Annotated in this window: 14 protein-coding genes; 7 read left to right on the forward strand and 7 right to left on the reverse strand. The window is 28.5% G+C overall.

What is annotated here, in order from left to right:
* The 7 genes from mnmG to rpmH form a co-directional block, all read right to left on the reverse strand.
* Positions 1–1899, reverse strand: coding sequence for a tRNA uridine-5-carboxymethylaminomethyl(34) synthesis enzyme MnmG (mnmG, locus tag J418_RS0113690; protein WP_017752004.1), 1899 nt, complete (start codon positions 1897–1899; stop codon positions 1–3).
* Positions 1900–1908: 9 nt separating this feature from the next.
* Positions 1909–3294 carry a tRNA uridine-5-carboxymethylaminomethyl(34) synthesis GTPase MnmE gene (gene mnmE / locus J418_RS0113695; RefSeq protein ID WP_017752003.1) on the reverse strand — a complete coding sequence of 462 codons (1386 nt, stop codon included), beginning with the start codon at positions 3292–3294 and terminating at the stop codon, positions 1909–1911.
* Positions 3295–3361: 67 nt separating this feature from the next.
* A complete protein-coding gene (jag, locus tag J418_RS0113700) occupies positions 3362–3988 on the reverse strand; it encodes an RNA-binding cell elongation regulator Jag/EloR (protein WP_017752002.1) in 627 nt (208 codons plus the stop codon).
* Between the two features lie 24 nt (positions 3989–4012).
* Complete coding sequence (locus J418_RS0113705) at positions 4013–4669, reverse strand: membrane protein insertase YidC (protein WP_017752001.1); 657 nt, start codon at positions 4667–4669, stop codon at positions 4013–4015.
* 17 nt (positions 4670–4686) lie between these two features.
* Positions 4687–4896 carry a membrane protein insertion efficiency factor YidD gene (yidD, locus tag J418_RS16270; protein WP_017752000.1) on the reverse strand — a complete coding sequence of 70 codons (210 nt, stop codon included), beginning with the start codon at positions 4894–4896 and terminating at the stop codon, positions 4687–4689.
* Positions 4893–5222 (reverse strand): ribonuclease P protein component, encoded by a 330-nt coding sequence (gene rnpA, locus J418_RS0113710; protein WP_017751999.1) that lies wholly within the window; start codon positions 5220–5222, stop codon positions 4893–4895. Before rnpA ends, yidD begins: the two co-directional genes overlap by 4 nt.
* A gap of 57 nt (positions 5223–5279) precedes the next feature.
* Positions 5280–5414, reverse strand: a complete 135-nt coding sequence (gene rpmH, locus J418_RS16275) for a 50S ribosomal protein L34 (protein ID WP_017751998.1) — start codon at positions 5412–5414, stop codon at positions 5280–5282.
* Positions 5415–6109: 695 nt separating this feature from the next.
* On the opposite strand from rpmH, the gene dnaA reads away from it, so the two are divergent.
* The 7 genes from dnaA (at position 6110) to gyrA (ending at position 14878) form a co-directional block, all read left to right on the forward strand.
* The gene (dnaA, locus tag J418_RS0113720; protein ID WP_017751997.1) at positions 6110–7450 is read left to right on the forward strand and encodes a chromosomal replication initiator protein DnaA; all 1341 of its coding nucleotides are present in this window, start codon (positions 6110–6112) and stop codon (positions 7448–7450) included.
* A gap of 258 nt (positions 7451–7708) precedes the next feature.
* Entirely contained in the window at positions 7709–8812 is a 1104-nt protein-coding gene (gene dnaN / locus J418_RS0113725) for a DNA polymerase III subunit beta (protein ID WP_017895888.1), read from the forward strand.
* A 27-nt stretch (positions 8813–8839) separates the two neighbouring features.
* Positions 8840–9046: an RNA-binding S4 domain-containing protein gene (locus J418_RS0113730; protein ID WP_017751995.1), complete on the forward strand. Its 207-nt coding sequence runs from the start codon at positions 8840–8842 to the stop codon at positions 9044–9046.
* A 63-nt stretch (positions 9047–9109) separates the two neighbouring features.
* Positions 9110–10201 (forward strand): DNA replication/repair protein RecF, encoded by a 1092-nt coding sequence (gene recF / locus J418_RS0113735; protein ID WP_017751994.1) that lies wholly within the window; start codon positions 9110–9112, stop codon positions 10199–10201.
* 21 nt (positions 10202–10222) lie between these two features.
* A complete protein-coding gene (gene remB, locus J418_RS0113740; protein ID WP_017751993.1) occupies positions 10223–10486 on the forward strand; it encodes an extracellular matrix regulator RemB in 264 nt (87 codons plus the stop codon).
* Positions 10487–10504: 18 nt separating this feature from the next.
* The gene (gyrB, locus tag J418_RS0113745) at positions 10505–12418 is read left to right on the forward strand and encodes a DNA topoisomerase (ATP-hydrolyzing) subunit B (protein WP_017895889.1); all 1914 of its coding nucleotides are present in this window, start codon (positions 10505–10507) and stop codon (positions 12416–12418) included.
* An 18-nt stretch (positions 12419–12436) separates the two neighbouring features.
* Positions 12437–14878 carry a DNA gyrase subunit A gene (gene gyrA, locus J418_RS0113750; protein ID WP_017751991.1) on the forward strand — a complete coding sequence of 814 codons (2442 nt, stop codon included), beginning with the start codon at positions 12437–12439 and terminating at the stop codon, positions 14876–14878.
* The last annotated feature ends 300 nt before the right edge of the window (positions 14879–15178 follow it).

The following is a 15178-nucleotide window of genomic DNA, read 5'->3' on the forward strand; positions in this document are numbered from 1 at the left end:
TTAATTACTCCTATCTAAATTATTTTGTCTTCTTATCTTTTCCATATAAATCATTAGAACAGATATATCAGCAGGAGAAACTCCTGAAATTCTAGAAGCTTGCCCTATATTCATCGGCTTTACTTTATTTAACTTTTGAATAGCCTCAATCCTCAATCCCTTTACTTCATCATATCTTATATCACCAGGTATAACTTTATCTTCAAATTTTTTAAATTGTGCTATCTGCTGTAACTGTTTATCAATATATCCCTCATATTTTGAAATAATATTTACTTCCTCTTGAATATCTAAATCCAAATTTGGTCTATCTTTATCCAATAGTGCAACTCTCATATAATCCAATTCAGGTCTTTTTATTATATTATATAAACTTTCTGTTTTCTTTAATTCCGAAGAACCTATTGAAGTTAAGAATTCAATTACTTCTTTCTTAGGTGTAATATTTATCTTTTTAATTCTATCTATTTCATGAAATATTGAATTCTTCCTGTTTATAAATCTTTTATATCTTTCTTCGGTAACAAGTCCTATGCTATATCCTAACTTTGTTAATCTAAGATCTGCATTGTCCTGTCTGAGTATTAGTCTGTATTCAGCTCTTGAGGTCATCATCCTATATGGTTCTTCCGTACCTTTTGTGACTAAATCATCTATTAAAACCCCAATATATGCATCAGACCTTTTTAAAATAAGTGGTTCTTTATTTCTTGCTTTAAGTGCAGCATTGATTCCTGCAATTAATCCTTGAGCTGCAGCTTCTTCATAACCTGAACTTCCATTTAATTGACCAGCTCCAAACAATCCATCAATATTTTTAAATTCTAATGAAAGCTTAAGTTGAAGTGGATTAATACAATCATATTCAATAGCATAACCAGTTCTTAAAAATTCTACATTTTCGAGTCCTGTTATAGTTTTATACATAGCTAATTGAACATCTTCAGGCATAGATGTAGATGCCCCATCCACATATAACTCGTCTGTATTTTCACCTTCTGGTTCTATAAATATTTGATGTTTTTCTTTATCTGGAAATCTAACTATTTTATCTTCAATTGAAGGACAATATCTTGGCCCCACAGACTTAATAGAACCATTATAGAGTGGAGATCTATCTATATTTTCCTTTATAACTTTTATCGTATTCTCCGTAGTATAGGTTAAATAACAAGATATTTGCTCTCTATCTAATGACTCCGTCATAAATGAAAATGGAATTATCCTTCTGTCACCTTTCTGCTCTATCATTTTAGAAAAATCGACACTTCTTCTGTTTACTCTAGCAGGAGTACCAGTTTTAAATCTTCTAAGTTCTATATTCAAATTCAATAAACTTTGAGAAAGATCATTAGCCGGCATAAATCCATTTGGTCCTGAACTATAGCTAACATCTCCTATAATAACTTTACCTTTCAAATAGGTTCCTGTTGCTAGAACTACACATTTTGATTTAAAGCATGCCCCATTTTTAGTACTTATACCACATACTTTACCTAAATTATCTGTTTCTATATTAAGTACCTCTAATTGTCTTAAATATAAATTAGACTGTTTTTCCAATACTCTCTTCATTCTTCTAGAATAATTACTTTTATCGGCTTGGGCTCTCAATGAATGTACTGCTGGTCCTTTAGAAGTATTCAACATTCTGGATTGTATAAAAGTATTGTCAATATTTACTCCCATTTCACCTCCAAGTGAATCTATCTCTCTAACTAAGTGTCCCTTTGCCGTTCCACCTATATTAGGATTACATGGCATAAATCCTACGCTATCCAGGTTCATCGTACATACAAGTGTTTTACATCCCATTCTAGCTGCAGCAAGCCCTGCTTCACATCCAGCATGTCCTGCTCCTACTATTATTACATCATAACTTTCTGAAAAGTATTTCATTGAATATACCTACTTTCCTAAACAAAATTTTGAAAATATCTTATGAATTATATCTTCTTCAATGGTATCACCAGTTATTTCTCCAAGACTTGACCAAGCATTTCTAAGATCAATTGATGCAAGATCAATAGCTTGAGTATTATTTAAAGTATTTATAGCATCTATACAACTATCTTTAGACTTAATTAGAGCTTCTTTATGTCTTGTATTCGTCACCAAAAAATTATCTGATTTTATTTCCCCATTAAAAAATAATTTTTTTATACAATCCTTTATATCCTTAATGCCAATTCCTGACTTTAAAGATGTCTTTATTACAAAATCTAAATTTAAATTCTCATCCTTAATATGATTTAAGTCTATTTTAGCATTTAAATCACTTTTATTTAACAAAATAATATACTTTTTATTCTTTATATATTGTATAATTTCTTCATCAAGTTCATCTAACTCATTGCTTGAATCTAACATCAATATAACCAGATTAGCCTCATTAATTTTTTGCTTTGATTTTTCTACTCCTATTTTTTCTACTACATCTTCCGTATTTCTTATTCCAGCAGTATCAATTATCTTTATTGGAATACCTTCTATATTTATATATTCCTCAATAACATCCCTAGTAGTACCTGGAATATTTGTAACTATAGCCTTATTCTCATGTATAAGTGAATTCAAAAGAGATGATTTGCCTACATTGGGCTTTCCAACTATTACAATATTTAATCCCTCTCTAATTATCTTTCCTTCATCAGAATTCCTTAAAATACTCTCTATATCCAATATTATTTTTTTAATCTGAGGAGTAATTTTATCTGATGTCATTTCTTCCAAATCCTCTTCAGGATAATCAACTGTAGCTTCAATACGTGCAATTATATCCAATAGTTCTTCTCTTAATGGATTTACTCTATTTGAAATACTGCCTTCAGCCTGACTAAGTGCCGATTTCATGGAAATTTCAGTTTTTGCACGTATTATATCTATAACAGCTTCAGCCTGACTTAAATCAATTCTATTATTTAAAAAAGCTCTTTTTGTAAATTCACCGGGTTCTGCAAGTCTTGCTCCACATTTAATTACTTCTTCAAGAATTTTATTTGTAGTAATAATTCCACCATGACAATTTATTTCAACAATATCTTCAGCCGTGTAACTTTTAGGACCTTTCATAAAACTTACTATAACTTCATCTATCAATTCACCATTTTCTTTTCCAACTATAAAACCATATCTCATAGAGTATGACTTTATATCCATTAATTTTCTATCATTCTTTCCTCTAAATATATTATTAACTATTTTAAGAGAATTTTCACCGGAAATCCTTATAATAGATATGCCAGCTTCACCCGGAGAAGTTGCAACTGCTGCTATGGTATCAAATTCTTTCATTAGCTTCACTCCATTTCAAATTTAAAATTTAGAGCTTGTTATATTATAAATAAAAAGAAAGCCATTATCAGGCTTTCTTTAAAATAACTACAACTCTTCTAAAGGGTTCCTTACCTTCACTATAAGTACTTACTAAAGAATCATTTTGGAGTGTGGAATGAATTATTCTTCTCTCATATGGATTCATCGGTTCAAACTTCACAGTTCTACCTGTTCTTTTTACTTTTTCACACACTCTTCTAGCAAGCTTTCTTAATGTTTCTTCCCTCTTACACCTATAATTTTCGGTATCTAATACAACTCTTTTATATTCCATATCATGATTCTTATTTACTACTAAGCTCATAAGATATTGTAGTGAATCCAAAGTTTCACCTCTATATCCTATAAGTATACCCATATCTTCCCCTGCTAAATCTACTTTTATTATATTATCTTGTTCTTTTATTGTAATATCAGCTTTCACCTTCATACAATACAAAATATTTTTTAAAAATACTCTTACATCATTTATGTAATCTCTTTTTAATTTTACTCTTATTTTGGCTGGTCTATTTCCAATTAAACTAAATAAACCTTTATTACCTGAATCTAAAACCTCAAATTCAACTCTATCTATATCTACTTTTAATTCTAATAGGGCATTTTTTAAAGCATCATCTACCGTTTTTCCGGTCATTTCTAAAACCTTCATACCGTAATAGCCACCCCCTAAGTTTTAGTTATCAACAACTCTCTTTTCTTCAATTCTTTTTATAACAAAGTTTTGAGCAACTTGAATCAAATTACTAACAACCCAATAAAGTACTAGTGCAGATTTCAATCTCCAACTTATGAAAACCATAAAAATTCCCATACCTATATTCATCTTGCTACTCTGACCAGCTTGAGGATTATCTCCTGAAGGCATTATCAACCAACCAGAAAGAAATGTGGTTAAACCAGATAAAATTGAAAGAACTATGTCTGGCTTTGATAAATCCTTAACCCATAAAAAGCTAATTCCATTCAACCCTGTAAGATGATTAAAAACATAATATAAGGCTACAAGTATAGGCCATTGAATTAAAAGTGGAAGACATCCACTAAATGGACTGGCTCCTTTTTCTTTATAAAGCTTCATCATTTCCTTCTGAGCTTTTTGCGGATCATTCTTATATTTATCTTGTATTTTCTTTACTTCTGGCTGAATTTTATTCATTACAAGTGAAGATTTAATTTGCTTAATGCCTAAAGGAAGTATTATTACCCTAATTATTACAGTCATTAAAATTATGGCTATACCATAAGAAACATTTGGATTAGGAAATACAGAAATTACTCCTCCGTGCAAATAATTAAAAAAATGCACAAAAGCATTATTTAAATATTTCATATTAACCTCCTGATGATTTATTTAACTGGATCATACCCACCCTTGCAAAACGGATTACATCTTAATATTCTCTTTATAGACATAACTCCACCTTTTAAAACTCCATATTTCTCAATCGCCTGTAAGGCATATTCTGAACAAGTTGGATAGAATCTACAGCATGATCTCTTCAAGGGTGATATATATTCTCGATAAAATTTTATTAGATATATTAAAATTTTTTTCATTTATATAACCCTGATTTTTTTATCAAATTTTTAACACTATTGCTTATATTACTATAATCCTTATTATTTGAAGCATTTCTAGCTATAAATACTAAATCATACCCAGTCTTAAAATTATCACAATTAAGTCTAAAACTTTCTTTAATTAACCTTTTAATTCTATTTCTTATAACACTTTTACCTACTTTTTTACTTACAGATATACCTAGTCTATTAAAATTTTTTCTATTTCTATATACATAAAGAACTAACAAATTATTTGAAAAAGATTTACCTCTTCTGTAAACAGCTCTAAATTCTGCATTTTTTCTCAATCTATAAATCATTACAATATTACTCCTCTTTTTTCCCTTCATTGCAGAAAAAGGCCACAAAAGCGGCCTTTATGCTGATAATCTTTTTCTACCTTTTCTTCTTCTTCTCTTAATAACGTTTCTACCAGACAAAGTTCTCATTCTTTTTCTAAAACCATGTTCTCTTTTTCTTTGTTTCTTTTTTGGTTGATATGTCATCCACATAATAATCTAACTACTACTCTAATAATATATATATAATAAATGTAGTTTATTTATACATTATTATATTTTTTATTATATAGTAGTTTGCCTCCCTTCTATACTTTAAATTTCTAGTTTTTATTTATAATCAATAAATACCTACAGTTTTTAGATTTATCGAACTCTAAAAATTAAGACATTAAATATTGTACTACTAGTCAATATATCTTTATCAATTTTAAAGTTTTACTATTAAATTATATATTCACTGTACTACAATGTCAACACTAATTAATAATTTACAATATGCCTAAAATTTATAATTAACTAAACTAAATATTTTATATACATGCAATATAAATACATTTTTGTGGATAACTTCTTGAATCGGCGTTTTTATTTTGATATTATTAATAGAGTATGTGTATAATTTATAAAAATATTGACTTATCCACAGTTGTTGATAAAGTTGTGGATAAAATGTGTAATCCTGATATTATTTTATTATATCTTTACATATTACCTCGTATTCTACTATAATAGACAAGTTAATAAAATTAATTATTACTTGTTTATAATTTTATTTTATTAAATTAAATAAACAAAATTATAAACATGTGAATATTTTTATAAACATATGGAAAGTAATTATAATACTTTGTTTATAACTTTGTTTGTATATTGTGAGTTTATTATCTAAGACTGGAGGATATAAAATGAATGCCTATCTAAAAGAATTATGGGATAAAACTTTAAATATTATAAAAGGTGAACTTACAGAAGTAAGTTTTAACACATGGCTTAAAAGTATTACACCCATATCGATAGAAGATAATGTACTAAAATTAAGTGTACCAAATGAACTAACTCGAGGCGTTCTTGATAACAAATATAAGGAATACATTATTAAAGCTTTAAAAATTCTTACTTCTAAAAATTACACAATTGAATTTTCAATATATCAAGAAGAAGCATTTACCTTAGATGAAAAAGATACTCAACATAGACAAGAAAAAATAAATAACGAATCATCAACTCTATTAAATCCAAAGTATACATTTGATTCGTTTGTTGTTGGAAATAGCAATAGATTTGCTCATGCAGCTTCATTAGCTGTAGCAGAATCTCCAGCTAAAGCCTATAATCCATTATTTATATATGGTGGTGTAGGTCTTGGTAAAACTCATTTAATGCATGCTATAGGTCATTACATATTAAAAAATAATCCATCATTAAAAGTTGTATATGTCTCATCAGAAAAATTTACAAATGAACTTGTAAATTCTATAAAAGATGATAAAAATGTAGAATTCAGGGATAAATACAGAAATATAGATATATTACTTATAGATGATATACAATTTATAGCCGGAAAAGAACGAACTCAAGAGGAATTTTTTCATACTTTTAATTCATTATATGAAGCAAATAAACAAATTATTCTATCTAGTGATAGACCGCCAAAAGAGATCTCTACATTAGAAGATAGATTGGTTTCTAGATTTGAGTGGGGCCTTATAGCAGATATTCAACCTCCAGATTTTGAAACTAGGATTGCCATACTTAAGAAGAAAGCTGATGTAGAAAAACTCAATATTCCAAATGAAGTCATGGTATATATAGCTACAAAAATAAAATCCAATATAAGAGAATTGGAAGGAGCATTAATAAGAATTGTAGCTTTCTCATCACTTACGAATAAAGAAATAAGTGTTGATCTAGCAGTTGAAGCATTAAAAGACATAATTTCCAGCAAACAGTCTAAACAAGTAACAATAGGATTAATTCAAGAAGTAGTAGCTAATTATTACAACCTGCAGATATCCGATTTCAAATCTGCAAGAAGAACAAGAAATGTAGCTTTTCCAAGACAAATAGCAATGTATCTTAGTAGAAAGCTAACAGATATGTCACTTCCTAAAATAGGGGAAGAATTTGGAGGTCGTGATCATACAACTGTAATTCACGCATATGAAAAAATATCTGGAAATTTAAAGGTAGATGAAAGCCTTCAAAATGCAGTAAGTGAGTTAACTAAAAGAATAAATCAAAAATAATTATAAACAATTGTTGATATTTTTATTATAAAAACATGTTGATAAAAATAAATACTAAATTTATATTCTAATTATGTGGATAAAGTCAAATTTTTATTAGTTACTTATCCACAATTATTTTTCTTATTTTCTGTTACAATATCGACGTTCGCTAATATTATCTACATATCCACAGCCCCTACTACTATTACTATAAGATAATTATCTAATTATCTATCTTATTACAAAAAATATTTATACCCAAAGGAGGATACTTTAATGAAGTTTATATGTGAAAAATCAAATCTACAAGAAGCTGTTTTTACAGTACAAAAAGCAATAACAGGTAAATCTTCCATGCCTATACTTAATGGCATACTAATAGAAACAAATGGCAGTGAATTAATATTAACAGGTTCAGATATAGATCTAAGTATAACTACAAAAATTGAAGCAACTATTTTAGAAGAAGGTTCTGTAATAATAAATGCAAAATTATTTGGAGAAATAATAAGAAGATTACCTAATGATGATATAAACATCGAAACTATAGATGACAATACAACTCAAATATTATGTAAAAAATCAAAATTTAATATAATAAATATGAATACAAATGATTTTCCTGAACTCCCTAATATTAATGAAAATATGTTATTTTCAATACCTGAAAATATACTTAAAAATATGATAAGGGAAACAATATTTGCAACAGCACAAGATGAAACCAGACCTATACTTACTGGAATTTTATTTGAAATAAAAAATAAAACTATAAATTTAATTGCACTTGATGGATATAGATTAGCTCTTAGATTTGAAACATTAGATAATGATAATGAAATAAATGCAGTAATTCCAGGTAAAACACTAAATGAAGTATCAAAAATTTTAGAAGATAGAGAAGATAATGTTGATATTACATTTACTCCTAACCATATACTTTTTAACTTAGGAAAAACTAAAATAGTGTCAAGACTTTTAGAAGGAGAATTTATAAAATATAAATCAATAATTCCTGAAGAATTTAATTTGAAAGTTACAGCTAAAAGAGAAGAACTCTTAAATTGTATTGAGAGGGCATCTCTTATGGCTAAGGACAGTAATACAAATTTAATAAAATTGAATATTGAAGAAAATAATATGATTATAACTTCAAATTCTCAATTAGGAATGGTAAAAGAAGAAGTTAATATAATTTTGCAAGGAAGCACTCTGCAAATTGCATTTAACTCGAAATATTTAATAGATGTACTTAAAATAATGGATGAAGAAGAAATAATATTAAATTTTTCAAGTAGTGTAAGTCCATGCGTTATAAAAAATAAAGATAAGAATAATTGTACTTATCTTGTTCTTCCAGTTAGGCTTTTAAATAATTAAAAAAATAAAAAATGGAGATAATAGAAAATGAAAGAAATAAAAATAAATACAGATATAATAAAATTAGATTCTTTTTTAAAATGGTGTGGTGCAGTTTCACTTGGTTCAGAAGCTAAAATGCTTATACAAAATGGATCAGTAAAATTAAATAATGATATAGAAACAAGAAGAAGTAAAAAATTATCAAGAGGGGATATAGTTGAATTAAATGGAATACAATATAAGCTCATATAAACTGTAAATATCATTAATTGTGCAATCTCCATATTGTGATATAATTAAAATTAGGTGTTTTGTATGTATATAAAGTATTTACAACTTGTTAATTTTAGAAATTACAAACAATTGTCTATTGAATTAAACAAAAATATAAATGTGTTTATAGGAAATAATGCACAAGGTAAAACCAATATATTGGAAAGTATATATTATTGCAGTATAGGTAAATCCTTTAGAACCAATAAGGACAAAGAACTAATAAAATGGGATGGAAAAGAATCATATATAAAAGCTTATATATCAAGAAAAGGCTTGGATAAAACAATAGAAATAAAAGTATTTAAAGAAGGAAAAAAAGGCATAAATATAAATTCTATAAAAGTAAATAAATTATCTGAGTTAATGGGAATTTTTAATGTAGTTATGTTTTCACCTGAGGATTTAAAGATAATAAAAGAATCTCCAATCTTTAGAAGAAAATTTTTGGATATGGAATTATGTAAATTAAATAAAAAATATTATTTTAATTTGGTCCAATACAATAAAGTTTTATCTCAAAGAAACATAATACTTAAAAGATGGAATAAAAAAAATATTAATATGCTCGGTGTATATGATCATCAATTATCAAAGTATGGATCAATAATTATAGATCTTAGAAATAAATATATAAAAGAGCTTAATGTAAAAGGAAAGATTATACATAAAAATATAACTTCAGGAATTGAAAAAATAGAATTTAAATATATAACCTCTATTAAAAATTTGGATGAAATTGAAGAAGGAATACTAGATAATTTAAAAAAGAGTAGAAATAATGATATAGAAAGGGGTAATACATCTACAGGTCCTCATAGAGATGATTTTAATGTATATATAAATGGTGTTGACGTCAGAAATTTTGGTTCTCAGGGACAACAGAGAACCTCAGTTTTAACTATGAAGTTTGCTTCTGTTGAAATAATAAAGGACCAAATAGGAGAATATCCTGTCTTACTTCTCGATGATGTCTTATCTGAGTTGGATAAAAATAGACAGGAGTACATATTAAATTCTATAAATAAAATTCAAACTCTTATATCTTGTACAGGGATTAACAACATAAAAAAATATATTGAAAATAAAGCTCAATTATTTGAAGTGAATAATGGAAGTATAATTAAAGTCTAATAGTTTGAAAGGAGATTTTTTATGTTTTTACATTTAGGTGAAAATATAGTTGTTCCAATAAAAAATATAATTGGTATATTTGATGTAGAAACTTCGATGTATGGTTCTGATACCACTCAATTTTTAAGAATGGCAGAAGAAGATGGATTTGTTCAGAGAATTACTAAAGATAAACCAAAATCATTTATTATTGCTGAAGTTGATAAAAAGAGCAAGATTTATTTATCGCCCATATCTTCATCAACATTGACCAAAAGATCAGAATCTTTATATTATGAATCTTAAAAAGATAGGAGGATAAATATGCCACAAGATACCAAAAAAGTTTATGACGAGAATCAGATACAAGTTTTAGAAGGTTTGGAGGCAGTAAGAAAAAGACCGGGTATGTATATTGGGAGTACCAGTTCAAAGGGACTTCATCATTTGGTATATGAAATAGTTGATAATAGTATAGATGAAGCACTAGCTGGATATTGTACTAAAATAAAAGTAGTTATAAATGAGGATAATTCTATAACTGTATCAGATAATGGAAGAGGAATGCCAGTAGGTATTCATCCTAAAATTAAGAAACCAACAGTTGAAGTAATAATGACTATACTACATGCTGGTGGAAAATTTGGCGGTGGAGGCTACAAAGTATCAGGAGGACTTCATGGAGTTGGTGCTTCAGTAGTAAATGCCTTGTCAGAGGATTGTAAAGTTGAAGTTAAAAGAGAAGGGCATATATGGAAACAGGAGTTTAAAAAGGGAAAACCTGTAACTGGTTTGGATATTATAGGTGATACCGATGAACACGGAACAAAAATTTATTTTAAACCTGATTCAGAGATATTTGATGAAATAGAATATGATTATTTAACTCTTGCAAATAGAATTAGGGAATTGGCCTTTTTAAACAAAGGCATTAAAATAGCTTTGGAAGATAAAAGAAATGATAAAAGTGAGCTTTTTCATTATGAAGGTGGAATAAAGTCTTTTGTTGAGTATCTTAATAGAAATAAACAGCCAATTCAAAAAGAACCTATATACCTAGAAGGTAAAAGAGAAGACTATTCTTTAGAAATCGCTATTCAATATAATGATGGTTATACCGAAAATATTTTTGCTTTTGCTAATAATATAGATACAGTGGAAGGTGGAACTCATTTAGCAGGATTTAAATCTGCTCTTACCAGGGTATTTAATGATTATGCCAAAAGATATGGTGTACTAAAGGAAAATGATAAGAATTTATCAGGAGAAGATATTAGAGAGGGATTAACAGCTGTTATATCTATAAAATTAACTGATCCTCAATTTGAAGGCCAGACTAAGACTAAACTTGGTAATAGTGAAGTAAGGGGAATAGTCGATAGCATAATGAGTGAAGCTGTAAGCAATTATCTTGAAGAAAATCCTCAAATAGCAAAGACAATATTGGATAAGTCACTAATGGCATCACGGGCTAGAGAAGCTGCTAGAAAGGCAAGAGAGATAACAAGACGTAAATCAGTACTTGAAAACACTTCACTTCCAGGAAAACTTGCTGATTGTTCTTCAAAGCATCCTTCTGAATGTGAGATATATTTAGTAGAGGGTGATTCTGCAGGAGGTTCAGCAAAGCAGGGAAGAGATAGAAAATTTCAGGCTATATTACCTCTTCGTGGAAAAATAATGAATGTTGAAAAACAAAGACTGGATAAGATACTTGGTTATGAGGAAATAAGGGCCATGATAACTGCTTTTGGTGGTGGAATAGGAAAAGATTTTGATGTTAGTAAAATAAGATATTACAAGATAATAATAATGACAGATGCAGATGTAGATGGAGCTCATATAAGAACTCTTCTTCTTACCTTTTTCTATAGATACATGAAAGAGTTAGTAGATCATGGACATATTTATATAGCACAGCCTCCCCTTTACAAGATAAGCAAAGGAAAGAAAGAAAATTATGCTTACTCTGATGAAGAACTTGAAGTTATACTTGAGGAAATGGGTGGAAAAGACAGTAGTATAAATATACAGAGATACAAAGGACTTGGAGAAATGGATTCTACGCAACTTTGGGATACTACAATGAATCCAGAAACTAGAACACTCCGTAAAGTAAATGTAGAAGATGCAATGGATGCTGATGAGATATTTACTATACTTATGGGAGATAAAGTAGAGCCTCGTAGAAATTTCATACAGGAAAATGCTAAGAAGGTTGTAAACTTAGATATATAGTAGAGAGGTGTAACATACATGTTTGACGAAGGAAAAATTTTACCCGTAGACATAAGCAATGAAATGAAAAAGTGCTATATAGATTATGCAATGAGCGTAATTGTAGGTCGTGCACTTCCTGATGTACGTGATGGATTAAAACCTGTTCATAGAAGAATATTATATTCTATGTATGAGTTAGGACTTACTCCAGATAAAGGATATAGAAAATGTGCAAGAATAGTAGGAGATGTTTTAGGTAAATATCATCCTCATGGTGATACAGCAGTTTATGATGCACTTGTTAGAATGGCACAGGATTTCTCAATTAGATATACCTTAGTAGATGGACATGGAAATTTTGGTTCTGTAGACGGAGATAGTGCAGCTGCCATGAGGTATACTGAAGCAAAGATGAATAAAATAACTCTTGAAATGTTAAGAGAGATAAATAAAAATACTGTAGATTTTGTACCTAATTTTGATGGAGAAGAGAAGGAACCTTCAGTTTTACCATCAAGATTTCCTAACCTTCTTGTAAACGGATCTGCAGGAATAGCAGTAGGTATGGCTACCAATATTCCTCCACATAATCTTAGAGAAGTTATAAATGGTGTAATTACCATAATAGATAATCCTGATGCAACTATTAGTGAAATTATGAATGAGATAAAGGGACCAGATTTCCCTACTGCAGGTATAATAATTGGAACTTCAGGAATTAAAAGTGCATATGAGACAGGTAGAGGAAAGATACTTGTAAGATGTAAAGCTGAAATAGAAGAAGAAAAGGGAAGAGAAAGAATAATAGTAACTGAGCTTCCTTATCAGGTAAACAAATCGAAACTAATAGAAAATATTGCTAGCCTTGTAAAAGATAAGAAAATCGAAGGCATATCTGATATAAGAGATGAATCTGATAGAGAAGGCATGAGAATTGTTATAGAATTAAAAAGAGATGCAAATTCAAATGTAATTCTAAATCAATTATATAAACATACTAAAATGCAGGATACATTTGGTATTATAATGATTGCACTTGTGAACAATGAACCACACGTATTAAACTTAAAAGAGATATTAACACACTATTTAGAATTTCAAAAACAAGTAATAAGAAGAAGAACTAAATTTGATTTGGATAAAGCTCTAGCACGTGCGCATATACTCGAAGGACTAAGAATAGCTTTAGATCATATAGATGAAGTAATAAATCTTATAAGATCTTCCAAAACTACAGATGAAGCAAGAAATGGATTGATGTCAAATTTTCAACTTTCTGAAAAACAAGCTCAGGCTATTTTGGATATGAGACTTCAAAGGCTTACAGGTTTAGAGCGAGAAAAAATTGAAAATGAATATAATGATCTTATGAAAACTATAAAATATTTAAGAGAAATACTTGAAAATGAAGAATTACTTTTAAGTATAATTAAAGATGAACTGAATCAGGTAAAGGATAAATATGGTGATGAAAGAAGAACTCAAATACAATTAAGTAATGATGATATAGATATTGAAGATTTGATTCAGGAACAGGAAATAACAATAACACTTACCCATTCCGGATACATAAAGAGGATCGCAGCTGATACTTATTCTTCTCAGCGAAGAGGTGGAAGAGGAATACAGGCTATGACTACAAAAGAAGACGATTTTGTAGAACATATATTTATTACTTCAACTCACAATTATATATTGTTCTTTACTAATAAGGGTAGAGTATATAAATTAAAGGGGTATGAAATTCCTGAAGCTGGTAGAACAGCAAAAGGAACTAATATAGTAAATCTTATACCTATAGATAGAGATGAAAAAATTCAAGCAGTATTAACTTTTAGAGAATTTAAGGAAGATAACTATTTTATAATGGGTACCAAAAATGGATTAATCAAAAAAACTCAGATAAGCAAATATTCTTCTATAAGGAAAAAAGGATTAAATGCTATAAATTTAAGAGATGAAGATGAACTTATAGGGGTTAGAATGACTACTGGTAATAGTGAAATTATTGTATTTACTAGAAATGGTTATGCAATAAGATTCAGTGAGAAAGATGTAAGACCTATGGGTAGAACTGCATCAGGAGTTAAGGCCATAACATTGAGGGATGATGACATAGCAGTTGGTATGGAGATAATAGATAAAGATGCAGAAGTTTTAGTAATAAGTGAAAATGGTTTTGGAAAGAAAACTCCTATATCTGAATATACCATCCATAGAAGAGGAGGCAAGGGTATTATTACTTATAAGATAAGTGATAAAACAGGCCTTATTGTTGGAGCGAAGATGGTAAAAGACGGAGATGAAATGATGTTGATAAATAGTAGTAATGTAGCTATAAGACTCAATGTTTCAGATATATCTACAACTAGTAGAAATGCGATGGGTGTTACTTTAATGAAGACAGAGGATAAACAAAAAGTAGTAGCAATTGCAAAAATAAATTGCAGTGATGAAATTCCAAAAGAAGAAGTATAAATAAATTAAGTTTAAAAAATATAATCTGGATTTTTAGTTATGTTAATATTAGCTATAATCTGGGTTATATTTTTTATAATGAATAATTTTTAATTTTATTAAAAATTATGTTGACATTAATCTAATAAGATGATATTATATAAAAGTCGCATGGGTTGCGGCAGACAATTAATAAAAAAGTTAATGAAATTAATTGTTGACATTTGATTGATTGTTAGTTATACTATAAAAGTCGTCTGAACAAGATGACATGAAACAAGAATATAGAATGATCCTTGAAAATTAAACAGAGTAAAATAA

The sequence above is a fragment of the Clostridium tyrobutyricum DSM 2637 = ATCC 25755 = JCM 11008 genome (assembly GCF_000359585.1).
Lineage (GTDB): Bacteria > Bacillota > Clostridia > Clostridiales > Clostridiaceae > Clostridium_B > Clostridium_B tyrobutyricum.

What these genes read in the sequence shown, in the direction of transcription:
- mnmG (WP_017752004.1), bottom strand. Translation starts at nt 1,899, where the DNA reads ATGAAATACTTTTCAGAAAGTTATGATGTAATAATAGTAGGAGCAGGA.
- mnmE (WP_017752003.1), bottom strand. Translation starts at nt 3,294, where the DNA reads ATGAAAGAATTTGATACCATAGCAGCAGTTGCAACTTCTCCGGGTGAA.
- jag (WP_017752002.1), bottom strand. Translation starts at nt 3,988, where the DNA reads ATGAAGGTTTTAGAAATGACCGGAAAAACGGTAGATGATGCTTTAAAA.
- J418_RS0113705 (WP_017752001.1), bottom strand. Translation starts at nt 4,669, where the DNA reads ATGAAATATTTAAATAATGCTTTTGTGCATTTTTTTAATTATTTGCAC.
- yidD (WP_017752000.1), bottom strand. Translation starts at nt 4,896, where the DNA reads ATGAAAAAAATTTTAATATATCTAATAAAATTTTATCGAGAATATATA.
- rnpA (WP_017751999.1), bottom strand. Translation starts at nt 5,222, where the DNA reads ATGATTTATAGATTGAGAAAAAATGCAGAATTTAGAGCTGTTTACAGA.
- rpmH (WP_017751998.1), bottom strand. Translation starts at nt 5,414, where the DNA reads ATGTGGATGACATATCAACCAAAAAAGAAACAAAGAAAAAGAGAACAT.
- dnaA (WP_017751997.1), top strand. Translation starts at nt 6,110, where the DNA reads ATGAATGCCTATCTAAAAGAATTATGGGATAAAACTTTAAATATTATA.
- dnaN (WP_017895888.1), top strand. Translation starts at nt 7,709, where the DNA reads ATGAAGTTTATATGTGAAAAATCAAATCTACAAGAAGCTGTTTTTACA.
- J418_RS0113730 (WP_017751995.1), top strand. Translation starts at nt 8,840, where the DNA reads ATGAAAGAAATAAAAATAAATACAGATATAATAAAATTAGATTCTTTT.
- recF (WP_017751994.1), top strand. Translation starts at nt 9,110, where the DNA reads ATGTATATAAAGTATTTACAACTTGTTAATTTTAGAAATTACAAACAA.
- remB (WP_017751993.1), top strand. Translation starts at nt 10,223, where the DNA reads ATGTTTTTACATTTAGGTGAAAATATAGTTGTTCCAATAAAAAATATA.
- gyrB (WP_017895889.1), top strand. Translation starts at nt 10,505, where the DNA reads ATGCCACAAGATACCAAAAAAGTTTATGACGAGAATCAGATACAAGTT.
- gyrA (WP_017751991.1), top strand. Translation starts at nt 12,437, where the DNA reads ATGTTTGACGAAGGAAAAATTTTACCCGTAGACATAAGCAATGAAATG.